General features: G+C 62.8%; 14 protein-coding genes. 4 read left to right on the forward strand and 10 right to left on the reverse strand.

The window, feature by feature from the left end; genetic code table 11:
- Positions 1–10 precede the first annotated feature (10 nt).
- On the reverse strand, positions 11–457 hold the full coding sequence (locus ACN9MW_RS00405; RefSeq protein ID WP_426166502.1) for a GNAT family N-acetyltransferase: 447 nt from the start codon (positions 455–457) through the stop codon (positions 11–13).
- Positions 458–749: 292 nt separating this feature from the next.
- Here ACN9MW_RS00405 and ACN9MW_RS00410 point away from each other — a divergent pair, with 292 nt between their 5' ends.
- The gene (locus ACN9MW_RS00410; protein WP_426166504.1) at positions 750–1544 is read left to right on the forward strand and encodes a DUF6624 domain-containing protein; all 795 of its coding nucleotides are present in this window, start codon (positions 750–752) and stop codon (positions 1542–1544) included.
- Here ACN9MW_RS00410 and ACN9MW_RS00415 read toward each other — a convergent pair whose 3' ends face one another.
- From ACN9MW_RS00415 to ACN9MW_RS00435, 5 genes are all read right to left on the reverse strand, one after another.
- Positions 1545–3344 carry a DUF2201 family putative metallopeptidase gene (locus ACN9MW_RS00415; RefSeq protein WP_426166506.1) on the reverse strand — a complete coding sequence of 600 codons (1800 nt, stop codon included), beginning with the start codon at positions 3342–3344 and terminating at the stop codon, positions 1545–1547.
- Positions 3341–4414: an AAA family ATPase gene (locus tag ACN9MW_RS00420; protein ID WP_426166508.1), complete on the reverse strand. Its 1074-nt coding sequence runs from the start codon at positions 4412–4414 to the stop codon at positions 3341–3343. Before ACN9MW_RS00420 ends, ACN9MW_RS00415 begins: the two co-directional genes overlap by 4 nt.
- A gap of 4 nt (positions 4415–4418) precedes the next feature.
- Complete coding sequence (locus tag ACN9MW_RS00425; protein WP_200951750.1) at positions 4419–4565, reverse strand: hypothetical protein; 147 nt, start codon at positions 4563–4565, stop codon at positions 4419–4421.
- Positions 4566–4568: 3 nt separating this feature from the next.
- Positions 4569–5777 (reverse strand): RtcB family protein, encoded by a 1209-nt coding sequence (locus ACN9MW_RS00430; RefSeq protein WP_426166511.1) that lies wholly within the window; start codon positions 5775–5777, stop codon positions 4569–4571.
- A gap of 258 nt (positions 5778–6035) precedes the next feature.
- Positions 6036–6551 (reverse strand): hypothetical protein, encoded by a 516-nt coding sequence (locus ACN9MW_RS00435; protein WP_426166513.1) that lies wholly within the window; start codon positions 6549–6551, stop codon positions 6036–6038.
- A 93-nt stretch (positions 6552–6644) separates the two neighbouring features.
- On the opposite strand from ACN9MW_RS00435, the gene ACN9MW_RS00440 reads away from it, so the two are divergent.
- Positions 6645–7124, forward strand: coding sequence for a hypothetical protein (locus tag ACN9MW_RS00440; protein WP_426166515.1), 480 nt, complete (start codon positions 6645–6647; stop codon positions 7122–7124).
- A gap of 45 nt (positions 7125–7169) precedes the next feature.
- Here the strand turns inward: ACN9MW_RS00440 and ACN9MW_RS00445 are convergent, their stop codons facing one another.
- Positions 7170–9032: a phosphoenolpyruvate carboxykinase (GTP) gene (locus tag ACN9MW_RS00445; protein WP_426166517.1), complete on the reverse strand. Its 1863-nt coding sequence runs from the start codon at positions 9030–9032 to the stop codon at positions 7170–7172.
- A 359-nt stretch (positions 9033–9391) separates the two neighbouring features.
- On the opposite strand from ACN9MW_RS00445, the gene ACN9MW_RS00450 reads away from it, so the two are divergent.
- Positions 9392–10342: a D-2-hydroxyacid dehydrogenase family protein gene (locus ACN9MW_RS00450; protein WP_426166519.1), complete on the forward strand. Its 951-nt coding sequence runs from the start codon at positions 9392–9394 to the stop codon at positions 10340–10342.
- Between the two features lie 51 nt (positions 10343–10393).
- Here the strand turns inward: ACN9MW_RS00450 and ACN9MW_RS00455 are convergent, their stop codons facing one another.
- Positions 10394–11170: an L-asparaginase gene (locus ACN9MW_RS00455; RefSeq protein WP_426166521.1), complete on the reverse strand. Its 777-nt coding sequence runs from the start codon at positions 11168–11170 to the stop codon at positions 10394–10396.
- Positions 11171–11285: 115 nt separating this feature from the next.
- Between ACN9MW_RS00455 and ACN9MW_RS00460 the strand changes: the two genes are divergently transcribed.
- The gene (locus tag ACN9MW_RS00460) at positions 11286–11771 is read left to right on the forward strand and encodes an asparaginase domain-containing protein (protein WP_426166523.1); all 486 of its coding nucleotides are present in this window, start codon (positions 11286–11288) and stop codon (positions 11769–11771) included.
- A 1-nt stretch (position 11772) separates the two neighbouring features.
- Here the strand turns inward: ACN9MW_RS00460 and dsbD are convergent, their stop codons facing one another.
- Together dsbD and ACN9MW_RS00470 are read right to left on the reverse strand one after the other, a co-directional pair.
- Complete coding sequence (dsbD, locus tag ACN9MW_RS00465; RefSeq protein WP_426166525.1) at positions 11773–13233, reverse strand: protein-disulfide reductase DsbD; 1461 nt, start codon at positions 13231–13233, stop codon at positions 11773–11775.
- Positions 13230–14228, reverse strand: coding sequence for a TlpA family protein disulfide reductase (locus ACN9MW_RS00470; protein ID WP_426166527.1), 999 nt, complete (start codon positions 14226–14228; stop codon positions 13230–13232). Before ACN9MW_RS00470 ends, dsbD begins: the two co-directional genes overlap by 4 nt.
- Positions 14229–14302 lie beyond the last annotated feature (74 nt).

Genomic DNA, 14302 nt, shown 5'->3' on the forward strand with positions numbered 1-14302 from the left:
TTCTTCTTCGTTACAGCTCTAATACTGCGTTCATTTCGCCGTCCTCGTCGATGTCGGTTTCGACGAAGCCCATGCTGGCGTAAAGATCTTTGGCCCTGGTGTTGTCGGGCTGGTAGCTGATCCAGACCTTGCGCACGCCGCCGCGCGCCCGGATCTCGGCCAGCGCCACCTGCAGCGCCTTGCGGCCGTAGCCCTTGCCCTGGTGGAGGATGTCCACCATCAGGCGCCACACGCCGAATTCGCCGGGCTGGCCTTCCAGTTCCAGGTCGACGTACATCAGGAAGCCGACCAGCTCGTCCTCGGCATAAATGGCGCGCGCCTGCATCTGCGGGTAGAAGCTGGCCTGCGCAATCGAGTAGGCGTTGCTGGCAATGTAGTCGCGCTGGTGGTCCAGCAGCCGCAAGTCGGTGATGTCGTCGAAGTTCTGCCGGGTGACAGCTTTGAGTTGGATCTCCATGATTCCTTTCCTCCTTGCGCCGGGGACCAAAAAACAAAAACCCCGGCAAGTTTCCTCGCCGGGGTTTGTCGTCGGACGTCCGGCTCGGGGTGGCAATTTGCCAGTGCCCCGAGCGCACGCGCATCAGGGCTATCTGGTGTGCTTAATGCAGGTGATAGCGAAATTGCGCATGGCCGTCCTTTCTTGATCTGGGTTATACAACTAACGAGCGCTGATTCTGCGCTCTGCGCGAATGTGGTGTCAAGAAAAACTTTGTATAAATACTCACCTTGTGTTCTTGTACAGGACAGCAATGCGCTTGATGCTCAGCCTGGTACGCCAGGCCGCCACGCGTGCTCCATTGTTCGCACAGGTTTGCTACCGTAGGTACATGATGAGCATCTACAAGCTTGCGCTACCGTTGCTGCTGGCCTGCCAAGGGCTTGCCAATGCCGCCGAGCCAAGCCGCATCAGCGTGCAGACGCTGGCGGCGGGCAAGGAGGTCGCACGCATCATGCTGCCCATCGGCCAGCAGCATACGGTGCAGGTGGAGGCCAACCAGGTCGAGCAGGACCACCGCGGCTCCACGCATGCGCGCGGCAATGTGCGCGTGACCATCCGTACCGGCGGCGCAGCCACGACCATCCTTGGCGAAGAAATCATCATCAAGCGCAAGGTGCTCGATGCCCGCGAGCTGGCCGCCATCCGGGCGCTGGAAGGCATGGGTGCACCCGGCAAGCGCGATGCGGCGCGCGACCGCAAGGAACTGGCGCGCCTGAAGACCATCGTCGCTTCCCACGGCTGGCCGGGCACGCGCTTCGCCGGGCCCGAGCTGTCCCAGAATGCATTCACCGTCCTGATGCGCGTGCCCGAGAAGGAACTGGAAGCCCTGCTACCGGACTTGCGCGAGGCCCAGGCGGAGAATGACGTGCCGGGCTCGCAACTGGCGCAAGCCGAGGACAGGCTGCGTGTCGCCAAAGGACTGCCGCAACGCTACGGCACCCAGCTCGCCAGCGGCAAGCCGGTCGTGATCGAAGACGAAAGCGGACTCGACATCCGCCGCAAGATGATGGGGCTGCCGCCAATGCCCGCCTCTTCCGGCCAGTAGCTATTCCGTCATGTAGAAGACTTCCCCGCGCGGGACAAACGGCAAGCGGCGTCCGTCGGCCAGCAGGTAGGCGTGGTCCATGCGCGTCTCGAGCTTGTCCTCGCACCAGCCGTCCGTCACTACCAGCACCGGGCCGTGCGCCGGCAGCTCGCCTCGGTGCGCCAGGTCGCGCAGGTGATCGAAGCCCGGCTGCAGCACCGTTCCGCCGCGTCCGCGCAAGGTGAAGCGGTCCAGCAGGTTATCCGGTTCGACCCAGCCGCAGTCGTAGGCCGCGGCGTCGCAGCACACCAGGCGCACGGCAATGACGTCGCGCGCCATCGCATAGCTGGCGATGGCGCCAAGCGCCTTGCCCAGCATGGTAGGCTCCATCGAACCCGAAGTATCGAGCAGCACGCCGAAGACGCGGCTCTTGCGTTCTTCCTCGGGCGGCTTGCACAGCGAAGGCCGCGGAATATCCGGCGTCGCTCCCTGCCGGCGCGAAGGCCGCGCATAGCTGCGCCGCAGCTCCAGCGGAGGGAACCTTTCGTCGAACCAGTGCGCGAGCCGGGCGTCCCACGGAATCGGCGGCTGCGCCAGGCTGCGGATCTCCTCCAGCAGGCCAGCCGGAACGGTGCCGCGCGCGCCCTCATATTCCCAGCGGTCCATGCCTTGCGCGAGTGCGCGGCGGCAGTATTCCTCCGCGTCCGTAAACTGGGCGCCGCTGTCCTCGCCCAGCAAATCCGGCTGCCCAACGCCGCGCATCGTAGCCAGCTTGCGTGCACGGCGAATATCGCGCGCCAGGCCGTCATAGATTTCATCTGCGGATTGTCCTGCCAGTGCAGCGTCGTACAGCATGCCGATGGCGGGCGCCGCACCAACCTGCATCTCGACCAGCCAGCCATTAATCGCGAAATCGCAGGCGACATTCCACAACACCGGATCACGCCCGCGGCGACGCGACGCGTGGTTGAGGCCAGCGTGCAGCAACTCATGGGCCAGCACGAACAACGTTTCGTCGTCATTCAGGCCGGCCGCCGGATTGATCCAGATGCGGCGGGCGCCGACATCGATGGCGGCAACGCGAATATCGTACTGCTGGCAAATCCGGATATCGTTCTCCAGGTCGAAGCTCGCTGCCAGGGCGCCTAGCAAAGGATAGCAATCCATCATGCGGCGCCGTGCGCGGTGCTCGCGGCTGTGCGGCCTGGCCGCCTGTTCGACAGTTGCGCCGCCCGCGATGGCAAGCGCCCTGCCGACGCCGCGCGCAATCCCATCTGCCAGCAATTCATGCCACGGCTTGTGGCGCTTCCAGGGCATCGCCTTCTCGTCGAGCGAGGTGAACACCGACCCAGTGCCGGCAATGTCCGCGTGCCAGGCCAGCAGCGGCGCGGGACAGCCGCCGCTGCAAAAGCGCTGCAGCAAGGTTTCCACGCCGGCGTCCTTGCATTCGGGCAAACGCCATTCTTCCGGCAATTCGCCCAGCTTGAGTTCAGCGCAAAAACGCGATGCAGACACCAGCGCTGCCAGCTCCCACAGCAGCGCCGGTTCACGGCGCCGCACCAGGCCCAGTCCAAGGCAGGACAGCGCGATGCCGATCACGCGCGCCCATTCGTCCGGCTGCGCGCGCCGCTTCGGATGCAGCCAAAGTGTGCCGCCGGGCGACACGGCAAGCCATCCGCCGGACGGCACGAACTGGTGCGTCGCATCGGTGTGAAATTCCGCCTGGGCCGCGATAGCGCCCAGCACCGGATGCGCCCGCACATGGGCAATCCCGGCCTGGCGCGCGGACGCGGCCGGATCGGGCTTCCTGTCCCTGCTCATGCAGTCTCCTTCTGGCTGCGGCCGGCCAGTCGTGGCAGGTCGCGTGCCACTTCGACCAGGAACCACGCAGGCAAGCGGCGGCCCTGGGCATCTTCGCCGAGCAGCGATTGCGCGATCTCGACGCTGATACGCGCCAGGTCGCGCAACATATCCTTGGCGCGGATCGACAAGGCATGGTGCGCGCTGCGCACTGCCGATTCCTCTTCCGGCAGCTCCTTCACCAAATGGGCGCGGAAGGATTGCGCGAGGAAGTACAGCACGTCCCGATCCGCCGGTGCATCCGGCCAGTGCTGGTCGCCCTTGATAATCGCATGCAGGCCATGCTTGTGCCGCAGCTGCTTGAGAAAGCCCTTGAAGTTGCCAGCGTGATTGGGCGACAACAAGCCATAGGCCAGCGCATCCACCAACTCCTCGCCGGAACCTTCGCCGAAGGAATGCAGCGCGTCCGACAGCATGTGCCAGCTGCGCGGCGTCGAGAACGGCTCTTCGTGTTTCGGCGGCTCGCTCCACAGATGATCGGGACGCAGCTGGATGTACTCCAGCACCCAGGGATGGATGCCGCCCTCGCCGCTTGCCCATTCCAGCCACTGGCGGTGGTCGGAGCGCAAGTGGATATGGACCATGCGGTTCACCAGTGCCGACGGCATCGGCTTGACGATGGCCGCATCCTTGGCGCGGTTGCCGGCGCCGATCACGATGGTTCCTTTCGGCAGGCTGTATTCGCCGATGCGCTGGTCCAGGATCAGCGAATAGAATGCCTTCTGGATCTCGTGCGACGAAGCATTCAGTTCGTCCAGGAACAGGACGAAGGGCTCATCACGCACGATGTTTGCAGGAGGGAAGAAGCGCGAGCACTTGCCGTCGATCTGCGGAATGCCCAGCAAATCTTCCGGCGCAAGCTGGCTGCCGAGCAGGGAGACGCACTCCATGCCGACGGCTTCCGCAAAGCGGCGCACCAGGGCGCTCTTGCCGATGCCCGGCGGGCCCCACATGAATACCGGGCGGGTGATCGCAACGTGCAGCAGGAAGTCAATCGCCTGCTGTTGGTTCAACATGATTGCCGATTGCATGCGCTCACTCCTCCCGTTCCAACTGGCGGCGCAGTTGCTGCTTCAGCGCGCGCCGCGATTGTTCGACGCGCTGGTGGCCGCCGGCCTTGCGCTGGCGCGCCAGCACGGCCAGCGGGTTGCGCGGCTTGGGTAGCTTGATGGTTACCTTCATTGCTTATCCTTTCACGCACACGACTTGCTTCAGCGTGTGCACGATTTCGACGAGGTCGGACTGGTGCGCCATGACCTGGTCAATGTCTTTGTAGGCGGCGGGGATTTCATCCACCACGCCGCCATCCTTGCGGCATTCGATGCCCTGCGTCTGTTCGGCCAGGTCGAAGCGGTTGAATTTGCGTTTCGCTTCGCTGCGGCTCATGCGTCGTCCGGCGCCGTGCGAGCAGGAGCAGAACGATTCCTCGTTGCCCTTGCCGCGCACGATGTAGCTGCGGGCACCCATGCTGCCCGGGATGATCCCCAGCTCGCCTTCGCGCGCCGAGATGGCTCCCTTGCGGGTGACGTACAGCTTGTGGCCGAAGTGCGATTCCTGCGCCACGTAGTTGTGGTGGCAGTTGATCGCCTCGCCGTCGAGCTTGAACGGCGGGACGTGCGGCTCCAGCGCCGCCACCACGCGGCGCATCATTTCGCGCCGGTTCAGCATGGCGTAGTCCTGGGCCCAGTCGACTGCTTCCACATAGTCGTCGAACAGTTCCGAACCTTCGCTGAAGTAGGACAGGTCGCGGTCCGGCAAGTTCACCTTATGGCGCATCATTTCCTTGCGTGCAGCGGAAATGAAGTAGCGCCCGATGACATTGCCGATGCCGCGCGAGCCCGAATGCAGCATGATCCAGACGCGCTGCTCTTCATCGATGCACAGCTCGATGAAGTGATTGCCGCCGCCCAGGGTGCCAAGCTGGCAGATCCAGGTCTGCGCGAACTTGTGCTGCATCTTCATGATGCCCTTGTGGCGCGCCACGATGCGGTCCAGGCGGTCGTTCAGCGGACGTCCGACGCGGGCGTGGGCGGAGCCGCGCACCTTGTCGAAAGCGTGCTGCTCGAAGCCGACCGGCACCAGCGTTTCGATCGCGCTGCGCACGCGCGCCAGGTTGTCGGGCAGCTGGCTCGCGGTCAGCGTCGTGCGCACGGCATTCATGCCGCAGCCGATGTCGACCCCGACAGCGGCGGGAATGATGGCGCCGCGCGTCGGGATCACGCTGCCGACGGTTGCGCCGATGCCGGCGTGTACGTCGGGCATGGCCGCCACGTGCGGATGCACGATCGGCAGGTTCGCAATATTCAGCAGTTGCTGGATGGCCGAATGATCAATGTCATCCGTATAGATGTGCACAGGCACCAGGCCTTTGTGCAGGCTTTGCTTAATTGGCATAACGTCTTTCGTTATGCCGGGGCTGTAGAAACAAAAACCCCGGCGAGTTTCCTGGCCGGGGTTCGTGTTGGAAGAACGACCGGCTCGGGTGGCTTGATTGCCTGCCCCGAGCGCTCGCGCTGCGGGGCTATCTCATTTGCAGATTGTGGATAGCCGTACGTGGCATGGTCGTCCTTTCGAAAATGGGGTTGGTAAAAAATCAGTGGACGCGATTCTGCGCCCATTACAAATCACATGTCAAGAAAAACTTTCAGAGCTTCAATCGAGGCTGATGTTTTTCTCGGCTGCCACCTTGGCAAGCTTGGCGATCAGCAGCTCCCATGCGGCACTCGCGGCCCCATCCAGTTTTTGCAGCTTGTCGATAGCATCGTATCCCATAAGGCACGCAGCCCTATCCCTTGCAACCTTATCATTCCCTGCCACGATGTCGACTCCCTCCAGCGCATACAGCTGCACCTTCAAATCGGTGGCCGCCTTCTTCCGCACAGCCTCCGCCTCTTTGGCCTCCTGGTCCAGGATCGCGAAATTCATTACCTGCAGGGAGGCTTCTTGCGGAGTCCAGGCACCTGCATTGATTAACCTGGCTTTGATAGCGTCAATTCTCTTCGTATATTGCTTCTCACGGTCGGTCATGGCAGTACCTGCAGCCATGAACTCTTTCTGGAATCCTGACACGTATGCCTTGGCGTGAGCAGCATTCTCGCAATCCTGCTTGGCGGCAAACGCCTGCATGTTCAGCGCCGCGATTGCCGCAGCAACAAATGCCTTCTTCATCGTTTTTTCTTCTTCATATTTACATTGCAGTTTCAACAAATTTCACGGAAGCTTATTGGGAATCAGGTACCTGGTCAACTATCGGGATGTTGAATGAAGATTCGCAGTATTGTGTCTACTGGCGCGCTTTTCATCGCGTGTTCAACTGCCAGCGCGGGAAGCCTGGTCAAGGCTTATGCCGACAAGGCGAGGAATGTGCACGTCGTGACTGCGTCGGGCAAAGACATCAAGCTGACGACGGACCGAAGGGCAGATGATGTCCGGCTCGCTCCCGACGGCGAGTCTGCAGCCTGGCTCGTGCTTGCGTATTTCGCCGCGGATGGCAGGCGATGGCCCACCGAGCTGCATGTCTATCACGGCGGCCGCACGCGCTCCTCCAAGTGCGGAATGATCATTCGCGAATACTGGTTCTGGAAGAACGGCACGCACGTTGCCACCGATTGCGGAGGCCTGCATTTCTCCGGGATCGAAACGCTGTACGATGTGCGCACCATGAAAGAGGTCGACAGCTTCGACCAGGCCGAGGTTCCGGTTGAGCAGCGACCTGAATGGTCGAACGCGAGCAGGGAATAAAAAAACGCGCCCCGTGAGGCGCGTTTTTTTTGGAAGCGGTAAAGCTTAGCCGTTCAGGCGCTGCTCCAGCTTGGCCATATTGTCCTTCAGCTCTTGCGGCAGGTGGTATGCCAGCTTCTCGAACAATTCAGCGTGCAGCTTCAGCTCCGCGCGCCATGCATCCTTGTCGATCGAGGTGATGGTCTCGAACTCCTCGGCGGTGAATGGCAGGCCGTCCCACGAGATGTCGCCGTAGCGTGGGGTGGTGCCGAAGATGTTCTCGACGCCGCCGCCGGTGCCTTCAACGCGCTCCAGCATCCACTTCAGCACGCGCATATTGTCGCCGAAGCCAGGCCATACGAAATGGCCGTTTTCGTCGGTGCGGAACCAGTTGACGCAGAAGATCTTAGGCAGGGTGGCGCCCTTGCCTTCCAGGCGCTTGCCCATGTCCAGCCAGTGCTGGAAGTAGTCGCTCATGTTGTAGCCCATGAACGGCAGCATGGCGAACGGGTCGCGGCGCACCACGCCCTGCTGGCCGGCGGCTGCAGCGGTGGTTTCGGAGCCCATGGTCGCAGCCATGTACACGCCTTCGATCCAGTCGCGCGCTTCGGTCACCAGAGGCACGGTGGTGGAACGGCGGCCGCCGAAGATGAAGGCGGAGATCGGCACGCCGGCTGGATCATCCCAGGCCGGGTCGATCACCGGGTTCTGGGTTGCGGCCACGGTGAAGCGCGCGTTCGGGTGCGATGCCTTGGTGCCGGACGCCGGGGTCCAGTCCTTGCCTTGCCAGTCGACCAGGTGCGCCGGCGCCTCCTTGGTCAGGCCTTCCCACCAGATATCGCCATCGTCGGTCAGCGCGACGTTGGTGAAGATGGTGTTCTCGTTGAGGCAGGACATGCAGTTCGAGTTGGTCTTGGTGTTGGTGCCAGGAGCCACGCCGAAGTAACCCGCTTCAGGGTTGATCGCGTACAGGCGGCCATCCTTGCCCGGCTTGATCCAGGCGATGTCGTCGCCGATGGTGGTGACTTTCCAGCCGTCGAAGGTCTTCGGCGGGATCAGCATGGCGAAGTTGGTCTTGCCGCAAGCCGAAGGGAATGCAGCGGCAACGTAGTGCTTCTTGCCTTCCGGGGATTCAACGCCCAGGATCAGCATGTGTTCTGCCAGCCAGCCCTCGCCGCCGTTCTTGGCGTCGTTGTAGCCCATGGTGGAAGCGATGCGCAGCGCGAAGCACTTCTTGCCCAGCAGCGCATTGCCGCCGTAGCCGGAACCGTAGGACCAGATCTCGCGGGTCTCAGGGAAGTGCACGATGTACTTGGTGGCGTTGCATGGCCAAGGCACATCTTTTTCGCCGGCAGCCAGCGGCTTGCCGACAGTGTGGATCGCAGGCACGAACTCGCCATCGGTACCCAGCACGTCGTACACGGCCTTGCCCATGCGGGTCATGGTGCGCATGTTGACGGCGACGTATGGGGAATCGGACAGTTCCACGCCGATGTGGGCGATCGGCGAGCCCAGCGGGCCCATCGAGAACGGCACCACGTACATGGTGCGGCCGGCCATGCAGCCGTCGAACAGGCCGTTCAGGGTGCCGCGCATTTCCTGCGGGTCCATCCAGTTGTTGGTCGGGCCGGCCGCTTCCTTGGTCTGCGAGCAGATGAAGGTGCGGTCTTCAACGCGGGCGACGTCGGTTGGGTCGGAGCAAGCCAGGTAGGAGTTTGGACGCTTTGCTTCGTTCAGCTTTTTCATGGTGCCGGCGGCAACCATTTCAGCGCACAGGCGGTCGTACTCTTCCTGCGAGCCGTCGCACCAGTAGATGCGAGCCGGCTTGGTCAATGCGGCGACTTCCGCCACCCAATTGATCAGCTTTTGCTGTTTGATGTAAGCTGGTGCGTTCATGGTTACAACGCCTCCCATAACGGGCTGATTCATAGTACCTCCAATGCCAATAAAGAATTCTGTCTTGTCCCGGCACGGCAGGAATCGTCGTCAGCTGATAGCTTGCGCGGAAGAATTGATACTTCGGCGAAATACGGCGGTTCTGTCGATGCGCCCGATAACTCGAGGGCGCGAGCGCCAGGCGGGGGTGTGCCCGGTCGCTGGAACATATGCTGCTGGAGCCAGCCTGGCTTACCCGGCCGGGCTCCTTGAATTTGGCCGATTGTACACCTGCGATCCCGCGCTTCCGACAAAAATGTAGGAATATTGCCCGACTAATGTAGTAGGCTATTCCAGATATTCACAAACCTGTTATTTCCCTACCATTTTCATCACAAAATCTGCTAACTGACATGAAAATTGCGATTCTCGATGATTACCAGGATGCAACTCGTGGCCTGGAATGCTTCAAGCTCCTGGATGGCCACGAGGTCAAGGTTTTCAACAATTCCGTGAAGGGCATGGGCCAGCTGGTGGCCCGCCTGGCGCCGTACGAGGCGCTGGTGCTGATCCGCGAGCGCACTGCGTTCAACCGCGCTTTGCTGTCCAGGCTTCCAAACCTGAAAGTGATTTCGCAGACCGGCAAGGTCAGTGGACATGTCGACATGGAAGCTTGCCGCGAACTTGGCATCACGGTCCTGGAAGGCGTAGGTTCGCCGACTGCGCCCGCGGAATTGACGTGGGCGCTGGTGATGGCAGCGCGGCGCAAATTGTTCCAATACGCCGGCAAGCTGCGCGACGGACAATGGCAGCAGGTATCGATCAGCCATGAGCACAACACGCTGGGCCTGGTGCTGGCGGGCAGCACGATGGCGATCTGGGGTTACGGCAAGATTGGCAAGCTGGTAGCGGGTTATGCCAAGGCGTTTGGCATGCGCGTGATTGTCTGGGGCAGCGAGGCTAGCCGCGCAGCAGCCAAGGCCGACGGCTACGAAGCCGCCGCATCGCGTGAAGCCTTCTTTGGCGAAGCGGATGTCTTGTCGCTGCACCTGCGCCTGGCCGAAGGCACACGCGGCATCGTCACGGCCGAAGACCTGGCGCACATGAAGCGCGACGCGCTGTTCGTCAACGTGAGCCGCGCCGAGCTGGTTGCGGCTGGCGCGCTGGAAGAAGCACTCAAGGCCGGCCATCCCGGCTATGCCGCACTGGACGTGTTCGAAACCGAACCGCTGCCGGAAAATTCACCGCTGCTGCGCATGCCGAACGTGCTGTGCACACCGCACCTCGGCTACGTCGAGCGAGCCAGCTACGAGCTCTACTTCCGCCACGCCTTCCAGAACCTGGTCAACCACATCAACGGCTGAGCCCGTGTCACACCATGGGGTCACACCCCAGATGTGACACGAGCTGAAGCATTACACGGCTGTGTCCGTGTCACAGTTGGGGTGTGACCCCAAGGTGTGACACGGGCTCGGCAGTGGCATGGCGTGGACCTTGGTCCAGAGGCCGGCCCAGCCGGGGGGCCAGGTGATCGGGGCGCCGCTGTACGGCGGGAGGTTGGCGCGGACGGGCACCACCGGGACTGCGGGCATGTCGCTTAACGGGCCGCCGTTCGGGCGCTGCATGTCGAGGCTGTACATGTAGCCGGGGAGCAGGGCGTCGCACACGCGCGCGAACCATTCGGTGTGGTCTTCGTCGCGGCCAAGCGCTTGCGCCAGTCCTTGCGGGTCGAATCTGGCCAGGGCGTGCACCAGTTCTTCCGTCGTGGCGCCGGGCTGGTCGCCCCAGCCCATCACGGGGTTGAAGATGTAGTCGGCGCCGGAGCCGTACCAGCCTTCGCGCCAGGAACGCTGCATCCAGTCGCGCGGACCGGTAAACAAGTGCCAGCGCCAGTGCAGGCCGGATGGCTTGGGCCAGGAGTACAGGTATAACTTCTGGTAGCCGGCCTTGTGCAACTCGCGCACTACCGCCATCAGCCGCGCGTGCGGCATGCGGTCGGGCGGGGCGCGGCGGAACAGGATTGCTTCGCCGTCGGCAAACTGCACTTCGTCGGTGGAGAGGTTCAGATCGAGCGTGCGCGATTCATTGCCAAACCGGGCGGAAATCCAGCCGGTCAGCAAATTGACAGCCGTGATGACGCCATAGCCGCGGTAGCGGTGGAAAATCACGGTTCCTGGTGCGAGCGCTTTCATGTTCTGGCCGGGCAAAAAACCCAGTGTAGTCAACTGTTCGGCGGAATGCCAGCCGGAAGTGGCAAACTTTTTCGGCTATCATGCACGCCATTCATCGATTTCATTTTAATTCATCATGACCCTGCGCATCATTGCTACCGGCGGCACTTTCGACAAGCACTACAACGAACTGAATGGCACCCTGGCTTTCACCGAAAGTCACCTGCCTGCCGCGATCAAGCGCGCCCGCATCACCACCCCTTGCGAGCTGGAAGTCGTGTCGCTGCTCGATTCGCTGGACATGGTCGATGCCGACCGCCAGCGCGTTCTGGCCGCCTGCCAAGCCGCTTCGGAAAAAGCCATCGTGATTGTGCACGGCACCGATACCATGCCGCAGACCGCCGCCGTCCTAGGCCCGGCCATCAAGGACAAGACCATCGTCTTCACCGGCGCCATGATTCCTTACGAGATCGATAATTCCGACGCCTTCTTCAACATGGGCTTTGCCTGCGGCGTGGCGCAGGTGCTGCCGCCCGGCGTGTACGTGGCAATGAACGGCCAGATTTTCGCCTGGGATAACGTGCAGAAAAACAAAGCGGCCGGTGTATTTCAGCCGCTCTGATTCATTTGAGTTTCGCCAGCGTTTGCTGGAAGCGCGCGGCGTCCTGGTAGCCGATTACGCGCGCTAGTTCCTTGCCCTCGCCATCGAACAGGATGATGGCGGGCGGCCCAAACAGGCCATAGCGTTTCAACAGGGCCTTGTCTTCATTGCTGTTGGAGGTTACGTCGGTCTGCAGCAGCACCGCCCCTTCCAGCGCGGCCTTCACCGGCGCCGCGCTGAAAGTGAACTTTTCCATTTCCTTGCATGAGACGCACCAGTCGGCATAGAAGTCGAGCATGACAGGGCGGCCTTTCGCCAGTTCCGCTTCGAGTTGCTGCACGTTGGCGACCTGCTTGAACGGCAGCGCCGAGACGTGGCGGTTCGGCAGCAGCGGCAACGCCATCCACGCGGCCAGCGCCAGCAGCATGACGCCGAAGCCACGCTTGACCCACACCATCCACGAACCTGCACGCGGCAGCAGGCTGCCTGCTGACACTCCGACCAGCACCAGCGGCACGCTCATGCCTGCCGCCATTGCGAACAGCGCACTGCCGCCGACCAGCACGTCGCGCGTCTGGCTGATGTAGACCAGCGCTCCCGCCAGCGGCGCGGCCACGCAAGGGCCGACCATCAGCGCGGAGACGGCGCCCATGCCGAACACGCCGGCCAGCTTGCCGGCCGTGCGGCGGTTGGCGCTGTCGGCCAGGCGCGATTGCAGGACTGCCGGCAACTGCAGCTCGTAAACACCGAACATCGACAGCGCCAGCGCGGACAGCAGCAAGGCGAACCCACCGATCACCCATGGCCTCTGCAAAGAAGCCGCGAGCCCTTCGCCCGCCAGCCCGGCCGCAATGCCAAAGCCGGTGTACACCAGCGCCATGCCCAGCGAGTAGGCACCCGACAGCAATAGCCCGCGCTTGCGGCTTGGCCTGGCGCTGTCGCCCACGATGATAGAGGACAGGATGGGAACCATCGGCAGCACGCAGGGCGTAAATGCCAGGCCAAGGCCGAGCAGCAGGAACAGCGGCACGATTTTCAGCAATTGGCCGCCTTGCAGCGTTTGCGCCAGCGGCGCAGCCGCTTCCAGCGTAACCCCGGAATCCATCGGCGAATAGCACAGGCCGGCGTCGGCGCAGCCCTGGCTCGTCACGCGCAGCACGAAAGGGCCTTCGCCCTGAACCGGCACGCGCACGGTGACGCGGTGGCGGTAAGTCTCCACTTCCTTGCCGAAGGTCTGGTCGAACTTCAATTTACCTGGCGGCAGTTGGGGGGCGTCCACCTTGGCGCCGTCCGCGCTGAAACGGAAACGGTCGCGGTACATGTAGTAGCCGTCTGCGATGTCGAAACTGACTTCGGCAGTGCCGCCATCGGCCATGCGCGCCGAGAAGCGGAAGGCGGCCTCCGGCTCGAGAAAATCCTGCGCCACCGCCCGTGCCAGCCCGAGTACGGCGAGCAGCAGCGCCAACAAAATGCGCCGCATCATTGCACCTGCAAGGCTTGCACTGCCTGCGCCAGGCCGCGGTCATCAGGCCCCATCACGCGTGCTACGCGGCCCTGGCGGTCCAGCAGGACAATGCTGGGAATCTGGCGCACGCTGAAGGCGTTGAACAGCGCCCCATCCTTGTCCAGACGCATCGCCATGCGCGACTTTTTGCTGCGTGCGAACTCGGCGACTTCCTTGTCCGACGACCAGACCGGCGATGCGACGGCAAGCCATTCGACGCCGGGTGTCGCAGCCAGCGCTTCTGCCTCTTCGCGCACCCGCTGGCACGCTTGTGCTGTCGCAGGGCGGCTTTCGCGCAGGTAGGACTCGCACCATGGCGAGAAGAACATCAGCGCGCGTGGTTTGCCCTGTGCGGCCGGCAGCGGCAGTCCTTGCGCGACATCGCCGACTTTGAACGCGGCGCGCGCCGGGGCGGCTTGCGGCGCCAGGGCCACCGGACTGGCTGCCGCACTTTCGCTCACTGCGCGCTGCAGCGCTTTCTCGAGATCCTTGTCATGCAAATGGCCGATATGCTGGATGCGGCCATCGCGGCCAATCACGATGTGCTGCGGCGTGACGCGCAGGTTGAGGCTGGCCGCCAGCGAACCGTCATCGATAACGATTGGCATGTGCAAGCCATGTTGGGCGCGGTAGCTCTTCACTTCCGTTTCGGTGTCGCTATACCCCGCGTTGACCGCGACCACGGCGAGCTTGTCTCCGTACTGCTGGAAGGACTTCTCGAATGCGGGCATCTGCTCGCGGCAAGGCACGCACCAGGTGGCCCAGAATTTGAGGTAGACCGGCTTCTTGCCGTAGTAAGAGGCGAGGTCGATGCGCTGGCCGTCGATGGTTTGCAGCACGGCGGCGGGACCCGGCTGCCCGATCAGGGCCTTGCCGGCCAGTTTGGCCCGGCTGGCGCCGCTGCCGGCTTCGTCGGCATGGGCGGGGACGGTGGAAAGGCACACTAGAAGTGCTGCGATCAATGGCTTGAACATGATGGCTTTCGTGGATTGGATGAATCCATGGTACCTTTGGCTTGGGCCACCAAAAAGACGCAAGAATGCACTGA

The organism is Pseudoduganella sp. R-34 (genome assembly GCF_049904655.1).
Lineage (GTDB): Bacteria > Pseudomonadota > Gammaproteobacteria > Burkholderiales > Burkholderiaceae_D > Rugamonas.